The organism is Ruegeria sp. AB5 (assembly GCF_056542645.1).
Map to the genome: position 1 here is coordinate 269042 of NZ_JBQGAE010000005.1, position 14801 is coordinate 283842.

A 14801-nucleotide genomic window follows, 5' to 3' on the forward strand; every position below is an offset into this window, starting at 1 on the left:
CCTTTCCTGTTGCATATACGCGGACCCATCATGCCGCTTACAACAACTGATGCAACTGACGCGACCCGGGGACAACATGCAGGACGACAACGGTATCTCGTTTTTCGGCGCCCTGTGGAATGGACTGATCTGGTTCATTCAGAACATTGCCGAAGCCTTCTATAACTTTGGATATGCGATCACGCATCCGCAGCTCTGGCTGGACTGGTCGGACAAAGAATCCATCATGCGCTTTGTCTACTATGGCGGCTCGGTCGAGTTCTTCTTTGTGATCTTTACCCTGTTTCTGGTGTTGACGGCCATCGGCCTTTACTATCGGAACTTCATGTGGGGCATGGTCCGCGGGCTTGAGGCCTTTGCCAACACAACCGGGCGCTTCTTTGCCTGGGCGGGGCTGTTGATGGTGATCCAGCAGATCGTCATCGTGTTTATGCAACGGGTCTTTGCGCGACCTGACATGTCCTTTGGGCTGGGTATACCTTTCAGTCAGGATATCAGTTGGTTCGCGGAAGAACTTAAACTGTATAACGCCATGGTTGTCTGTCTGTGCTGTGCCTACACCTTCGTGCAGGGCGGACATGTGCGCGTTGATCTGATTTACGCCGGTATCAGCCACCGTGCCAAGCGCGTGGTGGATATGTGCGGTTCCGTGTTGTTCATGATGCCGATGGCCGTGCTGACCTGGATGTATGGCTGGTACTTCATGTGGCGGCACCTGATTGTGCCGAAACCCTCGGCCAGCGACACTCTGGACAGGTTGGTACAGAAATCGCTCGCGCTACGCTGGAATGTGGAAACCATTGGGTTCAGCCCGAACGGTTTCGATGCTTATTTCCTGTTCAAGATCCTGCTTGTTGCCTTTGCGGGCATGGTGTTCTTGCATGCGGTTGCCTTCCTGTGGCGTTCGTATCTGGAATTCGTGGAAGGGCCGGAAAGCGCCGGGAAATACCTCGACAAGGACAGCCTTGGCGACGGTGAAGAAGCCTTTGAAGGCGCACATTAGGGACGGAGACCCAAGACAATGCTATTCGGACTTGATGGCGTCGAGATAGGCCTCATTATCGTATTCTTCTGCCTTTTCGGAGGCATCCTGTCTGGTTTCCCGGTGGCCTTTGCCATCGGTGGGGCCGGTGTGATTTCGTTTGGGATCATCGCCGCGCTGGACAGTGCCGGGCTGCTGATCCACCAGGCCATCGATACCAGTTCGCAAATGTATCGCGATCTGGTAGCGACCGGGGTGAAACCGGATTCGGTTTCAGTGTTCCGATACCCGGATTTGCCCAGAATCGGTGAACCGGTCTTTCCCTCGGGCTGGGAAACCGCGCTGGATCGCAACGTCTCGTTCATCGTGAACCGCATGAACGAGCGTGTTCTGGCCGGACAATCCATCGAGACGCTGCTGGCTGTTCTGATGTTCGTGCTGATGGGCATCACGCTGGAACGCTCGAAGATCGCCAATGATCTGCTGACCACAATGGCGCGCGTCTTTGGCCCGTTGCCAGGTGGTCTGGCCGTGTCGATCGTGGTCGTGGGCGCATTTCTGGCTGCATCCACCGGAATCGTGGGGGCAACGGTCGTGACAATGGGGCTGCTGGCCCTGCCGACCATGTTGCGGAACAACTACTCACCGGAGCTGGCGACGGGCGTGATTGCGGCCTCGGGGACCTTGGGTCAGATCATCCCGCCTTCGATCGTAATCGTTCTGCTGGGGACGCTGGCTGGCGATTTGTATTCGACCGCACAGGAAACCCGCGCCGTCGAGGCCGGGTGTACCGACGCGTTGACCTTTCTTGGCGAACCCGCCGTGGTTTCAGTCGGTACGTTGTTTCAGGCAGCGTTGCTGCCGGGGATCATGCTGGCGCTGCTGTATGCGCTATATGCGTTTGGATATGCCCTGCTGAACCCGGACAAGGCCCCGGCAGTAGAGCTTTCGGGCGGTTCTGGTGAGACGATCACCCGCTCGGAAGGTTTGACCTGGCTGCTGGGTGCTCCGGTTGCGATCATTGTCGGTGCGGTGCTTTTGGGCAGTGCAGGTGTTATCGGCAGCCAGAACATCACGGTCTCGGCTTTCTCGGATGTGGGGCAGGGTGCGTCGCTGCGCACCAACGTGTCGCAAGAGTGTCAGGCATCGATGATCGACCTGCATGGCCAGACGGCCTGGGATCAGGCAGTGGCCGAGCAGGAAGAAATCGACGCCGCTGGCGGGATCGCCAGTGCCGAACGTCTGAGCGAAGATGAGCTTGCAGCCGCCCGCGAAGCCAAAATCGCCGACGCGGCGCCGATTGGCAATGGCGTGGCGGTCGTCGTGGTTCTGTTGGCGCTGACACTGGTTCTGGGTCGCGGTATTGCTCCGTCGCGCGCGCCTCAGCCGCTGATCGTTGGTGCGATTGGCTTGCTGCTGACGCTGCTGGTCGACATTCTGCTTGTCACGCCGACGACATCATCCGGGGCGACGTTCCTGATGTTGGCGATCCCTCTCGCCATAGCATTGTACGGCTGCAAGGAGGCCGCCGCGCGCTGCGCTACGAACGATCTGATCCGTGTTGTCTTTCCACCGCTGGTTTTGATCATTGCCGTGCTCGGTTCGATCCTAGGAGGCATTACCAACCCGACACCGGCCGCGGCTTTGGGCGCGGGTGGGGCGATCATGCTGGCAGCCTATCGCAAGCTGCAAGATCAAGGTCGGTCCGGACAGGTGATTATCTGGTCGACATTTGCCGTGATCATCTGCCTGTTGATGGGTGTGAATTTCGATCTGCGTATCAGTCAGGGGAACGTTCCCGCCGAGACATGGATTGCCTTTATCCTTGCTTATGCTACGTATCTCTACGCCTTGTTCGGGTTGATCTATGGCTGCTGGGTGCTGTTCTCAAGCGGGGTTCTGACCCCGGTGGTTCGCGAGACCGCCAAGGTAACCTCGATGGTGTTCACCATCCTGATCGGGTCTCAGTTGCTGAATCTGGTCGTAATCTCCTTCGGGGGCGAGCACTATATCCAACAGTTCCTGAAGAGCTTTGACAACGAGTTCACGGTCTTCCTGATCGTGATGCTGGTGCTGTTCATCCTGGGCTTTGTGCTGGATTTCCTCGAGATCATCTACATCGTGATTCCCATCGTCGGTCCGGTGATCTATGGCGGGTCCTTCGATCCGAAATGGGTCACGATCATGGTGGCGGTGAACCTTCAGACGTCGTTCCTGACGCCGCCCTTCGGGTTTGCGCTATTCTACCTGCGGGGGGTTGCGCCGAAAGAAGTCACCACCGGCCACATCTATCGCGGGGTTGTTCCCTTTGTGATCATTCAGGTCGTAGGCATCGCAATCCTGTGGTCGTTCCCCGCGATTGTAACCATCATTCCGGATCTGATCCCGAATTGATCACGTGATGGGATCCAATGGAAAAAGGGGGCCGACCGGCCCCCTTTTGCTTTGATTTTCATGGTAGAACGGGCCAGCCCCTTCTTGGCCTGCGGCCAATTCATCCCCGGGATATTTTTGGCCAGATGAAGAGGGGATCAGGTGAACTGGATCAGATCCCAGCGATTTCCGAATGGATCGCGCCAAACAGCAACGGCGCCATAGGGTTCGAAGCGTGGATCTTCTTCGAACTGGACGCCTTGGGCGCGCATTTTTGAGTGGTCGCGTTGGAAGTCGTCCGTTTGCAGGAAAAAGCCTACGCGGCCGCCGGTTTGATTGCCGATGGCCGCAATTTGATCTGAACCGTCGGCTTTCGCCAGCAAAAGAGACGTGCCGTCCGAACCCGGCGGGGTGACAAGCACCCAGCGTTTGCCGCCGCCCAGATCGATGTCTTTGGTGAGGGTGAATTCGAGCGTTTCGGTGTAGAAGGCGATCGCGGCGTCATAGTCCGGCACCACGAGGGTGACGGCGTGAACAATTTGTTTCATTCGAAGATCAGCCTTTGGTCGGGTGTCGATCCGGCAGTTGAATGCTGGCCACCTGTTCTGCGATGGGTGCCGAGGACAGCGGGTGGTGCGAGGAGTCGCAGAATGATGCGGGATCCTTTATCTTTTGCCATTGGCCCTGAACATAGGCCTCAAGGCCCGAGAATTTGGCCTTATAGCCCATCTTTGGGCTGCCGGGGACCCAGTAGCCCAGATAGATATAGGGCAGGCCCGCTTCGCGCGCGATCTCGATATGATCGAGGATCATATAGGTGCCCAGAGAGTTTTGCGGTGGCTGAGGATCGTAGAACGAGTAGACCATGCTCAGCCCGTCATCGAGCACATCGGTGAGGCTGACGGCAATCAGGTTTCCGGTTTCTGGGTCCGCGTATTCCACGACGCGGCTGCGGATTGGCGTTTCCTCGATCATCGCGGCGAATTCGAACACGTCCATATCTGCCATGCCACCGTCGGCGTGGCGGTTGTCGAGGTATTTGCGAAACAGCTCGTATTGATCATCCGTAGCCCAGGGCGATGTCGCGCGGCGTTGCAAGTAGCCGTTACGTTTCATCGCGCGTTTCTGGCTTTTGGTCGGTTGGAAAGCCGCGACGTCGATCCGCGCAGACAAACAGGCTGCGCAGTCGGTGCAAGAGGGGCGGTAGAGAACGTTCTGTGACCTGCGAAACCCTTGTTGCGACAGTGAATTGTTCAATTGGTCCGCGCCTTCGCCTTGCAGCGCGGTGAACAGTTTCCGCTCCATCCTGCCGTCAAGGTAAGGACAGGGCTGGGGGGCCGTCACATAGAATTGTGGCGCTATTGGCAGCGTGTGTCGCATGAAGGTCCCATGTTGCTTAGGACCGGATGATAGCAACGGTTTTTCAAGCCGCCAAGTGATTCACGCGCAGTGTATTCAAGCCCGCTGGTTGATCATGACTGTACCCAGGAAGGCGTCTGTCAGACCTTGGCACCGGGCGCTGGTCAGCATCATGATGACCGATACGATCTGGACAACAAAAAACGCCATGCTGATGAAATACCCGGCGGTGTGGGCGACGGCTTTGCCCATGTCCATACGCCCGCCGAAGGCGTCGCGCAGTTCGATGCCCATGAATCGCATGCCCAGCGTGGCCGAGCCGTTCGAGATCGTGATCACCCTGTAGACAAAGCTGATCACGGCATAGATCAGCGGCAGGAAGAACAGCCCTGCACCGAATGTCAGGAAGACGGGCACAATGCACAGAAGTGAAATAAAGGCGATGTCGAACAACCAGGCCACAAAACGTTTGGTTGCTACGGACTGGTAGAATTCGGGCTGGCGGTCAGGATCGGGCAGGTGGGTCATGTTTTGCTGTCTCAGAGATAGGGTCGTGTCACCCTGTCCCGAAACTCCGGGACAGGGCAAGGGCCATTAGGCAGGCTCGGCTTTGCCGTCTTCTTCGTGGTTCTCGCGTGCGCGTTCATCCATGAACTGATCGAACTCGGCCTTGTCTTTGGCTTCACGCAGGCGGTGGAGGAAGGCCTCAAAGTCCTGCTGCTCCCGTTCCAGCCGCGCCAGTGTGTCCGCCTTGTAGGCGTCGAACGCGCTGTTGCCCGAAGGCTTCATGGCGCTCATATGGCTGTGCCAGGATTTGCGGCGGCTACAGGATTTGCTGAACATGCGTTTGCTCCAGATCATGTAGGCCAGTAGGGCAAGGCCCACGGGCCAGAAGAAGATGAAACCAAGCACCATGGCTGCGATCCAGGCACCTTTGCCTTTGTCGTCCATCCAGGCCTCGGCACGGTGAAGCCATCCCGGGTTTGATGGGACGGCGGGTTCGGACAATGCGGTCATGTGGTCTCTCCAGGGGTTGATGTAAATTCCTTTCACATCGTCTAGATGGGGAGTCGCCGGACCATTGCAAGGGGTCGATGTGAAAAAGATTTACATTTTGGGATTTGGTTGACGGGGCAGGGCTTGCCGCGCAGGGTGCTGGTATGACTATGGAAGAGAAAAATATTGCTCCGTCGCTTGCCGAGATGCTGGATTTGGAAAAACAAGTCTGGCGCGCATTGATCGATGGCAATGCCGACGCTGACCGGGCGCTTTTGAGCGCCGATTTTCTGGGGGTGTACCCCACGGGTTTTGCCAACCGCGATGATCATGTCGGTCAGTTTGCGGATGAACCGACAATGGCGGAATTCAAATTGAGCCAGGAAAAACTGAGGGTTCTGACGCCCGATGTCGTTTTGCTGTGCTATCGCGCAGATTATCTGCGCCCCGGAATGATTGACTGGGATGCCATGCTGATTTCGTCGCTGTGGGAGCGGCGGCTTGGGGTTTGGATCAACAGCTTTAGTCAGGACACTCCTCTTCAGGACACTTGATGCGTTTGAGCCATTGACCTTGCCATGCCGCGATGCGCAGGGTCCGGTTATGAGTGATAGCTTGAACATCCGGCGTTTGCCTCGCGCGTTTGACCCATCTTTGGGCGATGAGGCCCGTGCTTTGGTTCCCGATCTGACTGCGGAACAAGGCGACCTGATTGCCGGTACGGCCGGGTCCAGCCCTTATCTGAAAGGTCTGATCGAGCGCGAAAAGACGTGGCTGCCACACGCGCTGTACCATCCCGATCAAGCGTTGGCAGAGGTCATGGCAGAGGTCCGTGGGCTGCCTTCGGACCAGTTGAAGCCCGGGCTGCGGCTGGCCAAGCGGCGCATCGCGGTGCTGACGGCGCTGGCAGATATCGCTGGTGCGTGGCCGTTGGAAAAGGTGACGGCCGCGTTGACTGATTTCGGTGCCTTGGCCGCAGATGTGGCCGCCAAGGCCGAGATCGCGGCATTGATCCGGCGCAAGAAACTACCAGGCATGACGGAGGATGACGTCGAGACGGCCGCAGGGATGGTCATTCTTGCCATGGGCAAGATGGGCGCACATGAGCTGAACTACAGCTCGGACATCGATCTCATCGTGCTGTTCGATGAGACGCGGTTTGATCCGGACGATTTCTACGACGCACGGCATGGGATGGTACGCGCCACACGGAATTTCTGCGCCGCGCTCAGCGACAAGACCGCCGATGGCTATGTCTTCCGCACCGATCTGCGTTTGCGCCCTGATCCGGCGGTCACGCCGGTCTGCATGGCGATGGAAGCAGCCGAGCGCTATTACGAAAGCCTTGGCCGGACCTGGGAGCGTGCAGCCTATATCAAGGCACGTGCCTGCGCGGGTGACATGGATGCGGGGCATCGCTTTCTTGAGGCCCTGCGCCCCTTTGTCTGGCGCCGCCATCTGGACTTTGCCGCCATTCAGGACGCCCATGACATGCGACTGCGCATTCGGGAGAACAAGGGAACGGGCGGCAGCCTCTCGATCCCCGGGCATGACATGAAACTCGGACAGGGTGGTATTCGTGAGATCGAGTTCTTCACCCAGACACGTCAACTGATTGCAGGTGGGCGCGACCCCGATCTGCGTGTGCGGGGGACGGTGCCCGGGTTGGCGGCCTTGGCTGGCAAAGGCTGGGTACCCGAGGACGTTGCCGAAAAGCTGACGGGTCACTATCGCGCGCATCGTGAGGTCGAGCATCGCATACAGATGATCCATGACGCCCAAACCCACAAAGTTCCACAATCCGAAGACGGGATCGAACGCGTCGCCTGCCTGATGGGGATCGGCAGCGCAGAGCTAACCCAGGATCTGACGCGCCGCCTGACCGAAGTGCATGAACTGACCGAGGGGTTCTTTGTCCCCGGATCCGGCGCATCCCCGTCGCCGGACCAGGAGACTACGTTCGACAAAAGCGTCCTTGCGCGGTGGGCAACCTATCCGGCCCTGCGGTCGCAACGGGGCAGGCGGATTTTTGACCGGCTCAAACCCGAGCTTCTGTCGCGCCTTGCCAAGACGGCCAAGCCGGAAGAGGCCTTGGTGGCTTTGGACGGATTTCTGGCCGGTCTGCCCGCTGGCGTGCAATTGTTTTCGCTGTTCGAAGCCAATCCCCAACTGATCGATCTGCTTATCGACATCGTGGGCACGTCCCACGCGCTGGCCTCACACTTGTCTCGCAATGCCTCTGTATTTGATGCCGTCATAGGTGGCAGTTTCTTTGCAGATTGGCCTGGGCAAGACGCATTGCAGTTGGAATTGGCGCAGGCCCTGACGCAAGAGACTGATTATGAAACGAAACTCGATCTGGCGCGACGGTGGTGCAAAGAGTGGCACTTTCGGGTTGGGGTGCATCACCTGCGCGGCCTGATCGACGGCGCGCAGGCCGGGCGCCAATACGCTGATCTGGCACAGTGCGTCATCGCCGCGATCCTGCCGCATGTGGCGGAAAATTTCGCCCGCAAACATGGGCCCGCACCGGGACGTGGTGCTGCGGTTCTTGGCATGGGATCGCTGGGGGCAGGGCGGATCAATTCACAATCAGATCTGGACATGATCGTAATCTATGATCCGCTCGATCAGGACATGTCCGACGGTCCGCGCCCGCTGGCAACTCGCACCTACTATGCGCGGTTTACGCAGGCCCTGATAACGGCGCTCTCGGCCCCGATGTCTCAGGGGCGGCTCTATGAGGTTGACATGCGTCTGCGCCCGTCGGGCAATCAGGGCCCGGTGGCAACCAGTTGGGCCAGTTTCACGCACTATCAACAGGAAGATGCCTGGGTGTGGGAGCATCTTGCCCTTACGCGTGCCCATGTGGTCGCGGGCGATGATGAGTTGGCCAAAGACATAGAAGCCTTTCGAGCCGGTTTTTTGTCGCAGCCGCGAGACGCCGACAAGGTTCTGCGCGAGGTGGCCGAGATGCGCACGCGTCTGGCGGCTGCCAAAGCCCCTGCAGGTGTTTGGGACGCCAAGAACGGTCCGGGCCGGATGATGGATATCGAACTGATGGCCGAGACAGGCGCGCTGATGGCGGGCATCGCAGACCGCGATGTTCGGTCCGGCCTTGAGGGCGCGGTCGCTGCTGGTTTGCTGGATGTCGCCCAGGCACAAGAGCTGCAGGACAGCTATGATCTATGTTGGTCCACGCAATGCGCGGCACGGCTGCTCTCGGGCAAGGTGATCGAGGCCGACAAGATCGGCCAAGGCGGTGCGGCTTTCCTGTGCCGGGCCACAGGGTTCGAACAGGTCGGGCAACTGCAATCCGCGCTGCAAGACAGGTACACGACTGCAGCCGAGATCATCGGCAACGTAATCAAAGAGGGCGAAGATGGCGCGCAGCACTGATCCCAACGACCCAAAGGGCCTGATCCGCGAGGCTTACAACATCGAAGGCATCGCCTTGCCGGAATGCCGCAGCATCTTCCTCGACTGGGCGCTGAGCCTGCCTGATGGTGTCGACCAGATTGAGGCGCTGACCCCGTTGCACGCAGCCTATGCCGCGCAGGATGCCGATCATCCGATGACTCAGGTGTTGGCCGAGGGGCTTCAGGCAGCGCAGGCTCCGAAACGGCGCGGAGGCTGGCGCGCGCGCTCTCGCTAGGGCTTCCCCCCCGGCGCGTTCGCGACTAAGAGGGCGCCATGACCCAAACCGCCGACCGTCCCCGTATCCGCCTGAAACCCAAAGCCAATGCGCGCGGCCTGCGCCATGGGTTTCCATGGGTCTACGCCAATGACGTCGTTACCGACCGCCGCACCCGTAAAATTCCGGCCGGGGCTTTGGCGGTGCTTGAAGATGACAAGCGCGCACCCATTGCGCTGGTGGCGGTCAACCCTGCGTCAAAAATCATGTGCCGTGTTCTGGACCGCGACCTTGACGCCGACCTGAACGCCGCTTGGTTCGAATCCCGCCTGCAGCGCGCGCTCGAGATGCGCGACCGCCTGTTTGATGCCCCCTACTACCGTCTGATCCACGCCGAAGCGGATGGATTCCCCGGGGTGATCATCGACCGCTTTGGCGATGCCTGCGTCATCCAGCCTAACGCCGCCTGGGCCGAGACACATCTGAACACCCTGACTGACGCGCTGGTGAAGGTTGCCGGCGTGTCCACCGTTCTGAAAAACGCGTCAGGCCGCACCCGCGTGCTTGAGGGGCTGGACGATGTGAACGTAACCCTGCGTGGCACGGCACCGGATGCGCCTCTGCCCGTCCCCATGAACGCCGCAACTTATATGGCTGACCTGACGGGTGGTCAGAAAACCGGCCTGTTTTATGACCAGCGCCCGAACCATGCCTTCGCCGCCCGCCTGGTCCATCCCGGCGCGCAGGTGCTGGATGTGTTCAGCCATGTCGGCGGCTTTGGTCTTGCCATGCTGGCTTCGGGGGCCGCGCAGGCGCTGTCTGTGGATGGCTCTGGCGCCGCGCTGGACCTTGCGGCCAAAGGCGCCGAGGCCACCGGTTGCGCCGATCGTTTCCAGACCCGGCAAGGCGACGCTTTCGATGTTCTGGCTCAATTGGCGGACGAGGGCGCGCAATTCGACGTGGTCATCTGCGACCCACCCGCTTTTGCGCCTTCAAGACAAGCGTTGGATGCGGGCTTGCGTGCCTATGAGCGAATTGCCCGCCTTGCAGCGCCCTTGGTGAAAGCCGGAGGTTATCTCGGCCTCTGCTCTTGCTCACACGCAGTCGATCTGGGCCGTTTTCGCGATGCCTCGTCCCGCGGGATCGGACGGGCCGGGCGGCAGGCGCAACTGATCCACACGGGCTTCGCAGGCCCCGACCATCCGCAACTGCCGCAGCTGGCCGAAAGTGGCTATCTCAAAGCCGTGTTCTACCGGTTGTGAAGGCGGTCCTGGATACCTGCGTCATCTACCCCACGGTGATGCGAGAAATGTTGTTGGGGGCCGCCAGGCTGGGCCACTTCATCCCTGTCTGGTCTGCGCGCATCCTCGAAGAATGGGCGCGTGCCGCCCGAAAACTTGGCCCCGAGGGCGAGGCGCAGGCCCGCGCTGAAATTGCCCTGGCACAAGCCCAGTGGCCCAAGGCCGAGCGCGCGACGGCTCCCGGCCTAGAACACCGCCTTTGGCTCCCTGATGCCGCTGATATTCATGTTCTGGCAACGGCAATCGAAGCCTCAGCGGACATCATAGTCACCGTTAACGCCAAGGACTTTCCCAGAAACATTCTGGCGGAAGAGGGCCTTGAACGCCGTGATCCCGATAGCCTTCTTCATGGGTTCTGGCAGTCTGACGCCGAGGGGATGAGCACTGTTGCCAATCACGTCCTGTCCGAGGCCAACCGTCTGTCCGGCGATCAATGGACACTGCGTTCCTTGATGAAAAAAGCCCGGCTGCCGCGTCTGGGCAAAGCCCTCACCCAATAGGCAGGATCCCCTTCATCTGGCTAAAAATATCCCGGAGAGCGCGAGAGGCTGGCCTCTCGCCGCCAACGCTCAACCGCGCGCCCAACGCTGTTCAAGTGCGTCCAGGGCCGCTATCCGCTCATCCGTCTTGGGATGGCTCATCAACCAGGCCGGCACCATTCCGGCCCGTTGCTGTGTCAGATCTTCCAGCTTGTGAAACAGCGATTTTTGCGGCCCGATCCCGATCCCGGCCTTGGTCAGCAAGGCAGCGGCGTATTCATCCGCCTCATACTCATCCTGCCGCGACAGGCGCGAGGCCAGCAGCGTGGTCAGCGCATTGGCAATCATCGCACCGACAAAAGGAATGAACCGGTTCAGCACTATGATCAGCGCCGTCCGCATCGCGTTCTGACCTGAAAAATCAATCATCCGTCGCTTTGCATGGCCCAGCGCGATATGGCCCAGCTCATGCGCAATCACGCTTGCCATTTCTTCGGCCGAAACCTCTCCGTTGCGGAATTTGCGATAGAAGCCCCGCGTGATGAAAATCCGGCCATCAGGCGCAGCCAATCCGTTCACCGGGTCGATCTCGTAGATGTATACGGGCACCCGCGCGATATCCAAAGCGGCAGCCAGCCGGTCAGTCATGCGTTTCAACACCGGATCGGCCAGCTCGGTCGATTTCTGATCCAGCTCACGATGGGTGCGCCAGATGGAAATCCGGTACATCACAAGGCCATAGGCAATCGCCAGAAGGATCGGGGCCAAACGCAGCATAGGATAGATATGGGAGTGCTTGCTTTGGAGGGCAAACAAAAATTGCAAGGTCTGCTATGCGGGACGAAAGCGGACACTTGGCGTTGCCTCCCGAAAGTCCAGTTCACGGGAACAATTTGGACAATTACTCCTCTATCTTGAGGATCAGAGGAGTTTCAGTCTTCGCGTCAACATCGAAAGTTGAGCGCCCGGTATGGTTCAGGTGACGTCCATAAGTATGAAGTGAGACTGCCACTTTGTCGCCGTTATTAACAACGCTGTGGATGTCTTCCGGTAGACAGCAAACTACAGTGCCGGGGTAGAGCGTCTCTTCCTTGGTTGGTACAAGGTCCGCGAAACCTGGCTTGGAGCCATCGTCTAGTCGCCGATAGTTGGTTTCGTGTTCCTGCCCCTCAATCCCGGATACGACCGCCCAAGTCTTGTGATTATGGGCTTCTACACCTCGCCCCGGTGCCCAAGCGATAGCAAAAACTGCAAGATCGTGATTGTCCTCTTCGTGCAATAGATGAAGGCCAACGCCCTGTTCTGGGTCAGTGTACCGGTACTTCTCGTCGAACCAACTCGGATCGGAAGCGAGACGGAGCGCGAGAGGTTTAATCCTTTCGGTTATCATCCCAACCTCCGTCTCCTTTGCGACTATGGCGCGAATGTCTTTAAAGTAATCTTGAACCGAATAGGCAATCATGAAAGCATCTCCCCTTGTGAATACTCATCAGGATAGCCGACAACCTCTGGAACCCAAAGCCGACACTCCGACTGGGCGCAGCATCGGACACAACGGGCTCCTAGCAGACTTCGGATGCGGCGCAGCTTCTGCGATATCATAGCTTCGACTCTCGTCACCAACGGCCCTAAGCGGCCCTTTGAACATGGTGCTTGATTGCAGCGTTCGCAGCCCGCTTTCCAGACATTAGCTGCACGTGGAATGTCATCGTTTCAGCGACTAGAATACAGATGCAGTTCTAGTAGAACTCGAGCCTATTTTACTCTAACGGTTCGTATGAAGCAGTTGGAATAGTACGGTCCGCGGAAGTACTTTGATTTGGTTAGCAAAAAGGTTTTTTTGGACGTAGCTGCGCAATCTGTCCGCATCTACCACTGGATCGTTGTCATTCTCGCTGCAGGATACTTAATTCGCGAGAATATCGTCTGGCTGGTCGACTCTGACATGGCATTCATAGCCAGCGGGCCCTTTCGATTTTTGACCATTTGGGCCCTGACCCTGTCGTTAATCTCAGGGTTGTTGATGCTCGCAAGCAGCTATTCGAAAGGCAGGCGAAGCTATGAGGTCGTCGCCATGTGTAGCGCAGTTCTCAACGTTATGGTCTTGACCTTGTATTGGCGCCTTTATTTCGAAAACCCCGCGGGTGTAGACTACCGCACCCATATCCCTGCATTGGAGGAGTATTATACGCATGGGATGGGGCCTGCATTGCAGATTTTCGACGCGATTTTCATTGGAAGGGTAGTTCACCAGGTACGACGCACGGTCGTGCCTTTGATCACTTTGTTCTTAGCCTATGTTGCTTGGGTTGAGCTTTACGTGCATCCACGTTCTGAGTTGCCAATAGGGTCCGTTACATATGGTCTGCCGTATCGCTTCTTAATCTCGATGGAACTGTCGGAACGTTTGGTCACCTATGCGACCTATGGAGGCGTGGCAGTTTTTGTCTTAGCAACAATAGGGTTGATTAGTGAAATGCTGCGCAAATACGTCTTCGCTTTTTGAATACCAGAACTAACACATCGCCCACGTATCAGCTGAAGACGTGCCGTGTTTCGGTGGCCATATGTCAACCGCCATAAGTTGCCGAACCCTTAAGACTTTTGTACGGCTTGGACGATATGGTGGTGGTGATCCGGCATAGGTGTACTGTGAGTGCTTTGCAGCGTCCATTCAGAGATGTCGGAATAGATGGTCCTTCTCCACGCCTCAACCATCGGGTCCATACGTTTACACCAACGCTTTGGACACAGCGCTAGTGTCGTCACCATTTGATAGCCGCTCGGAAGTTGAGGCGCTTTGCTCTCATCATAATTCTGCAAAACAGGGGACCAGCGACTTGGGTGCACATGATGATCCGAGTGGCGCTGCACGTTGATCATGGGCCTGTTGGTCATGTATCGATCAGAGTTCTAACTGTGATGCGGCATCTTATGTTCGTATTTGCCGTCACCCAGCCATTGCTCAAAACGGTCATGGGCATGCATCATTTCATGCGCGTGGATTGTACCTACCGTACCTGCCACCATGTTCAATCCGATGGCAAGCAAGACCAGTTCCCGAGCTGCAAAGTAATTCCGAACACTCAGATAAATTAAGCCGTACAGCATAACAAATTGAACAGGAACCCAAACCCAAGTCAGTACTTTGCAAGGCCTAAGAACCACATCGTCGGGATTGGTCTCAGGGTTCCTGTCGTCCTTGAACATGCGTGAATCATTCGTAACGAACAACCAGACGACGAACTTCGGAAACAGGAGCGTGATCAATCCGCCATAGTATGCTCCTAGAAGCACAAGCGGTGGAAGGCTGTACGCGATAATGAAAGGAAGCAGTCGCGGGAGCTTGTAGGGATTGTTCATGAATATCAACACGGCTTCAAAGAAGAGGCCGGAGTCCCTATTCGAACACGGATACAAACCCAAAAAAGACACCCAATACGATCATTGTAGTCAGCGTGGTATCGTTGAGTGCTGAGCACCTAACCCAGTAAATGGGAACGGCCTTGAGCTGCCGTCCATCAACGCCATAAGTTGCTGCGGTTGCAGCCCGCATTGTGGATGGGGTGGATGGCTCCTGCTCCCCCGGCGTCACAATGCGCCATACTGCAGTTGTCATCGACTGCTAGGAAAGGAGCCACCCAATGCAGGTTACAACAGTTGGCCTAGATCTGGCC

15 protein-coding genes are annotated in these 14801 nt (G+C 57.8%); 8 read left to right on the forward strand and 7 right to left on the reverse strand.

Features of this window, described 5'->3' with window-relative positions; all coding sequences use genetic code 11:
- Positions 1-76 precede the first annotated feature (76 nt).
- The gene (locus tag ACR0L4_RS12020; RefSeq protein WP_480513191.1) at positions 77-1003 is read left to right on the forward strand and encodes a TRAP transporter small permease subunit; all 927 of its coding nucleotides are present in this window, start codon (positions 77-79) and stop codon (positions 1001-1003) included.
- A gap of 18 nt (positions 1004-1021) precedes the next feature.
- Positions 1022-3376, forward strand: coding sequence for a TRAP transporter large permease subunit (locus ACR0L4_RS12025; RefSeq protein WP_170750725.1), 2355 nt, complete (start codon positions 1022-1024; stop codon positions 3374-3376).
- A 137-nt stretch (positions 3377-3513) separates the two neighbouring features.
- On the opposite strand, the gene ACR0L4_RS12030 is transcribed toward ACR0L4_RS12025, so the two are convergent.
- The 4 genes from ACR0L4_RS12030 to ACR0L4_RS12045 form a co-directional block, all read right to left on the reverse strand.
- Positions 3514-3903: a VOC family protein gene (locus tag ACR0L4_RS12030; RefSeq protein WP_480513193.1), complete on the reverse strand. Its 390-nt coding sequence runs from the start codon at positions 3901-3903 to the stop codon at positions 3514-3516.
- Positions 3904-3910: 7 nt separating this feature from the next.
- Complete coding sequence (locus ACR0L4_RS12035; RefSeq protein WP_170750719.1) at positions 3911-4735, reverse strand: arginyltransferase; 825 nt, start codon at positions 4733-4735, stop codon at positions 3911-3913.
- A 75-nt stretch (positions 4736-4810) separates the two neighbouring features.
- Entirely contained in the window at positions 4811-5242 is a 432-nt protein-coding gene (locus tag ACR0L4_RS12040; RefSeq protein ID WP_480513195.1) for an RDD family protein, read from the reverse strand.
- Between the two features lie 66 nt (positions 5243-5308).
- Positions 5309-5731, reverse strand: coding sequence for a DUF2852 domain-containing protein (locus tag ACR0L4_RS12045; protein ID WP_170750716.1), 423 nt, complete (start codon positions 5729-5731; stop codon positions 5309-5311).
- Between the two features lie 143 nt (positions 5732-5874).
- On the opposite strand from ACR0L4_RS12045, the gene ACR0L4_RS12050 reads away from it, so the two are divergent.
- Genes ACR0L4_RS12050 through ACR0L4_RS12070 form a run of 5 tightly spaced genes read left to right on the forward strand, consistent with a single transcriptional unit; the run spans position 5875 to position 11145 of the window.
- Positions 5875-6264, forward strand: a complete 390-nt coding sequence (locus ACR0L4_RS12050) for a DUF4440 domain-containing protein (protein WP_480513197.1) — start codon at positions 5875-5877, stop codon at positions 6262-6264.
- A 49-nt stretch (positions 6265-6313) separates the two neighbouring features.
- Positions 6314-9109, forward strand: a complete 2796-nt coding sequence (locus ACR0L4_RS12055; protein WP_480513199.1) for a [protein-PII] uridylyltransferase family protein — start codon at positions 6314-6316, stop codon at positions 9107-9109.
- Entirely contained in the window at positions 9093-9365 is a 273-nt protein-coding gene (locus ACR0L4_RS12060) for a hypothetical protein (protein WP_480513201.1), read from the forward strand. Before ACR0L4_RS12055 ends, ACR0L4_RS12060 begins: the two co-directional genes overlap by 17 nt.
- Before the next feature lie 38 nt (positions 9366-9403).
- The gene (locus ACR0L4_RS12065; RefSeq protein WP_480513203.1) at positions 9404-10606 is read left to right on the forward strand and encodes an RSP_2647 family RNA methyltransferase; all 1203 of its coding nucleotides are present in this window, start codon (positions 9404-9406) and stop codon (positions 10604-10606) included.
- Positions 10603-11145, forward strand: a complete 543-nt coding sequence (locus ACR0L4_RS12070; protein ID WP_480513205.1) for an RSP_2648 family PIN domain-containing protein — start codon at positions 10603-10605, stop codon at positions 11143-11145. The genes ACR0L4_RS12065 and ACR0L4_RS12070 overlap by 4 nt, the downstream gene beginning before the upstream one ends.
- Before the next feature lie 69 nt (positions 11146-11214).
- Here the strand turns inward: ACR0L4_RS12070 and ACR0L4_RS12075 are convergent, their stop codons facing one another.
- A complete protein-coding gene (locus ACR0L4_RS12075; RefSeq protein ID WP_480513207.1) occupies positions 11215-11901 on the reverse strand; it encodes a M48 family metallopeptidase in 687 nt (228 codons plus the stop codon).
- A 124-nt stretch (positions 11902-12025) separates the two neighbouring features.
- Positions 12026-12586, reverse strand: coding sequence for a cysteine dioxygenase family protein (locus tag ACR0L4_RS12080; RefSeq protein WP_480513209.1), 561 nt, complete (start codon positions 12584-12586; stop codon positions 12026-12028).
- A gap of 378 nt (positions 12587-12964) precedes the next feature.
- Here ACR0L4_RS12080 and ACR0L4_RS12085 point away from each other — a divergent pair, with 378 nt between their 5' ends.
- Positions 12965-13630 carry a hypothetical protein gene (locus ACR0L4_RS12085; protein WP_480513211.1) on the forward strand — a complete coding sequence of 222 codons (666 nt, stop codon included), beginning with the start codon at positions 12965-12967 and terminating at the stop codon, positions 13628-13630.
- Positions 13631-14037: 407 nt separating this feature from the next.
- Here ACR0L4_RS12085 and ACR0L4_RS12090 read toward each other — a convergent pair whose 3' ends face one another.
- Positions 14038-14334, reverse strand: coding sequence for a hypothetical protein (locus tag ACR0L4_RS12090; RefSeq protein WP_480513212.1), 297 nt, complete (start codon positions 14332-14334; stop codon positions 14038-14040).
- Positions 14335-14801 lie beyond the last annotated feature (467 nt).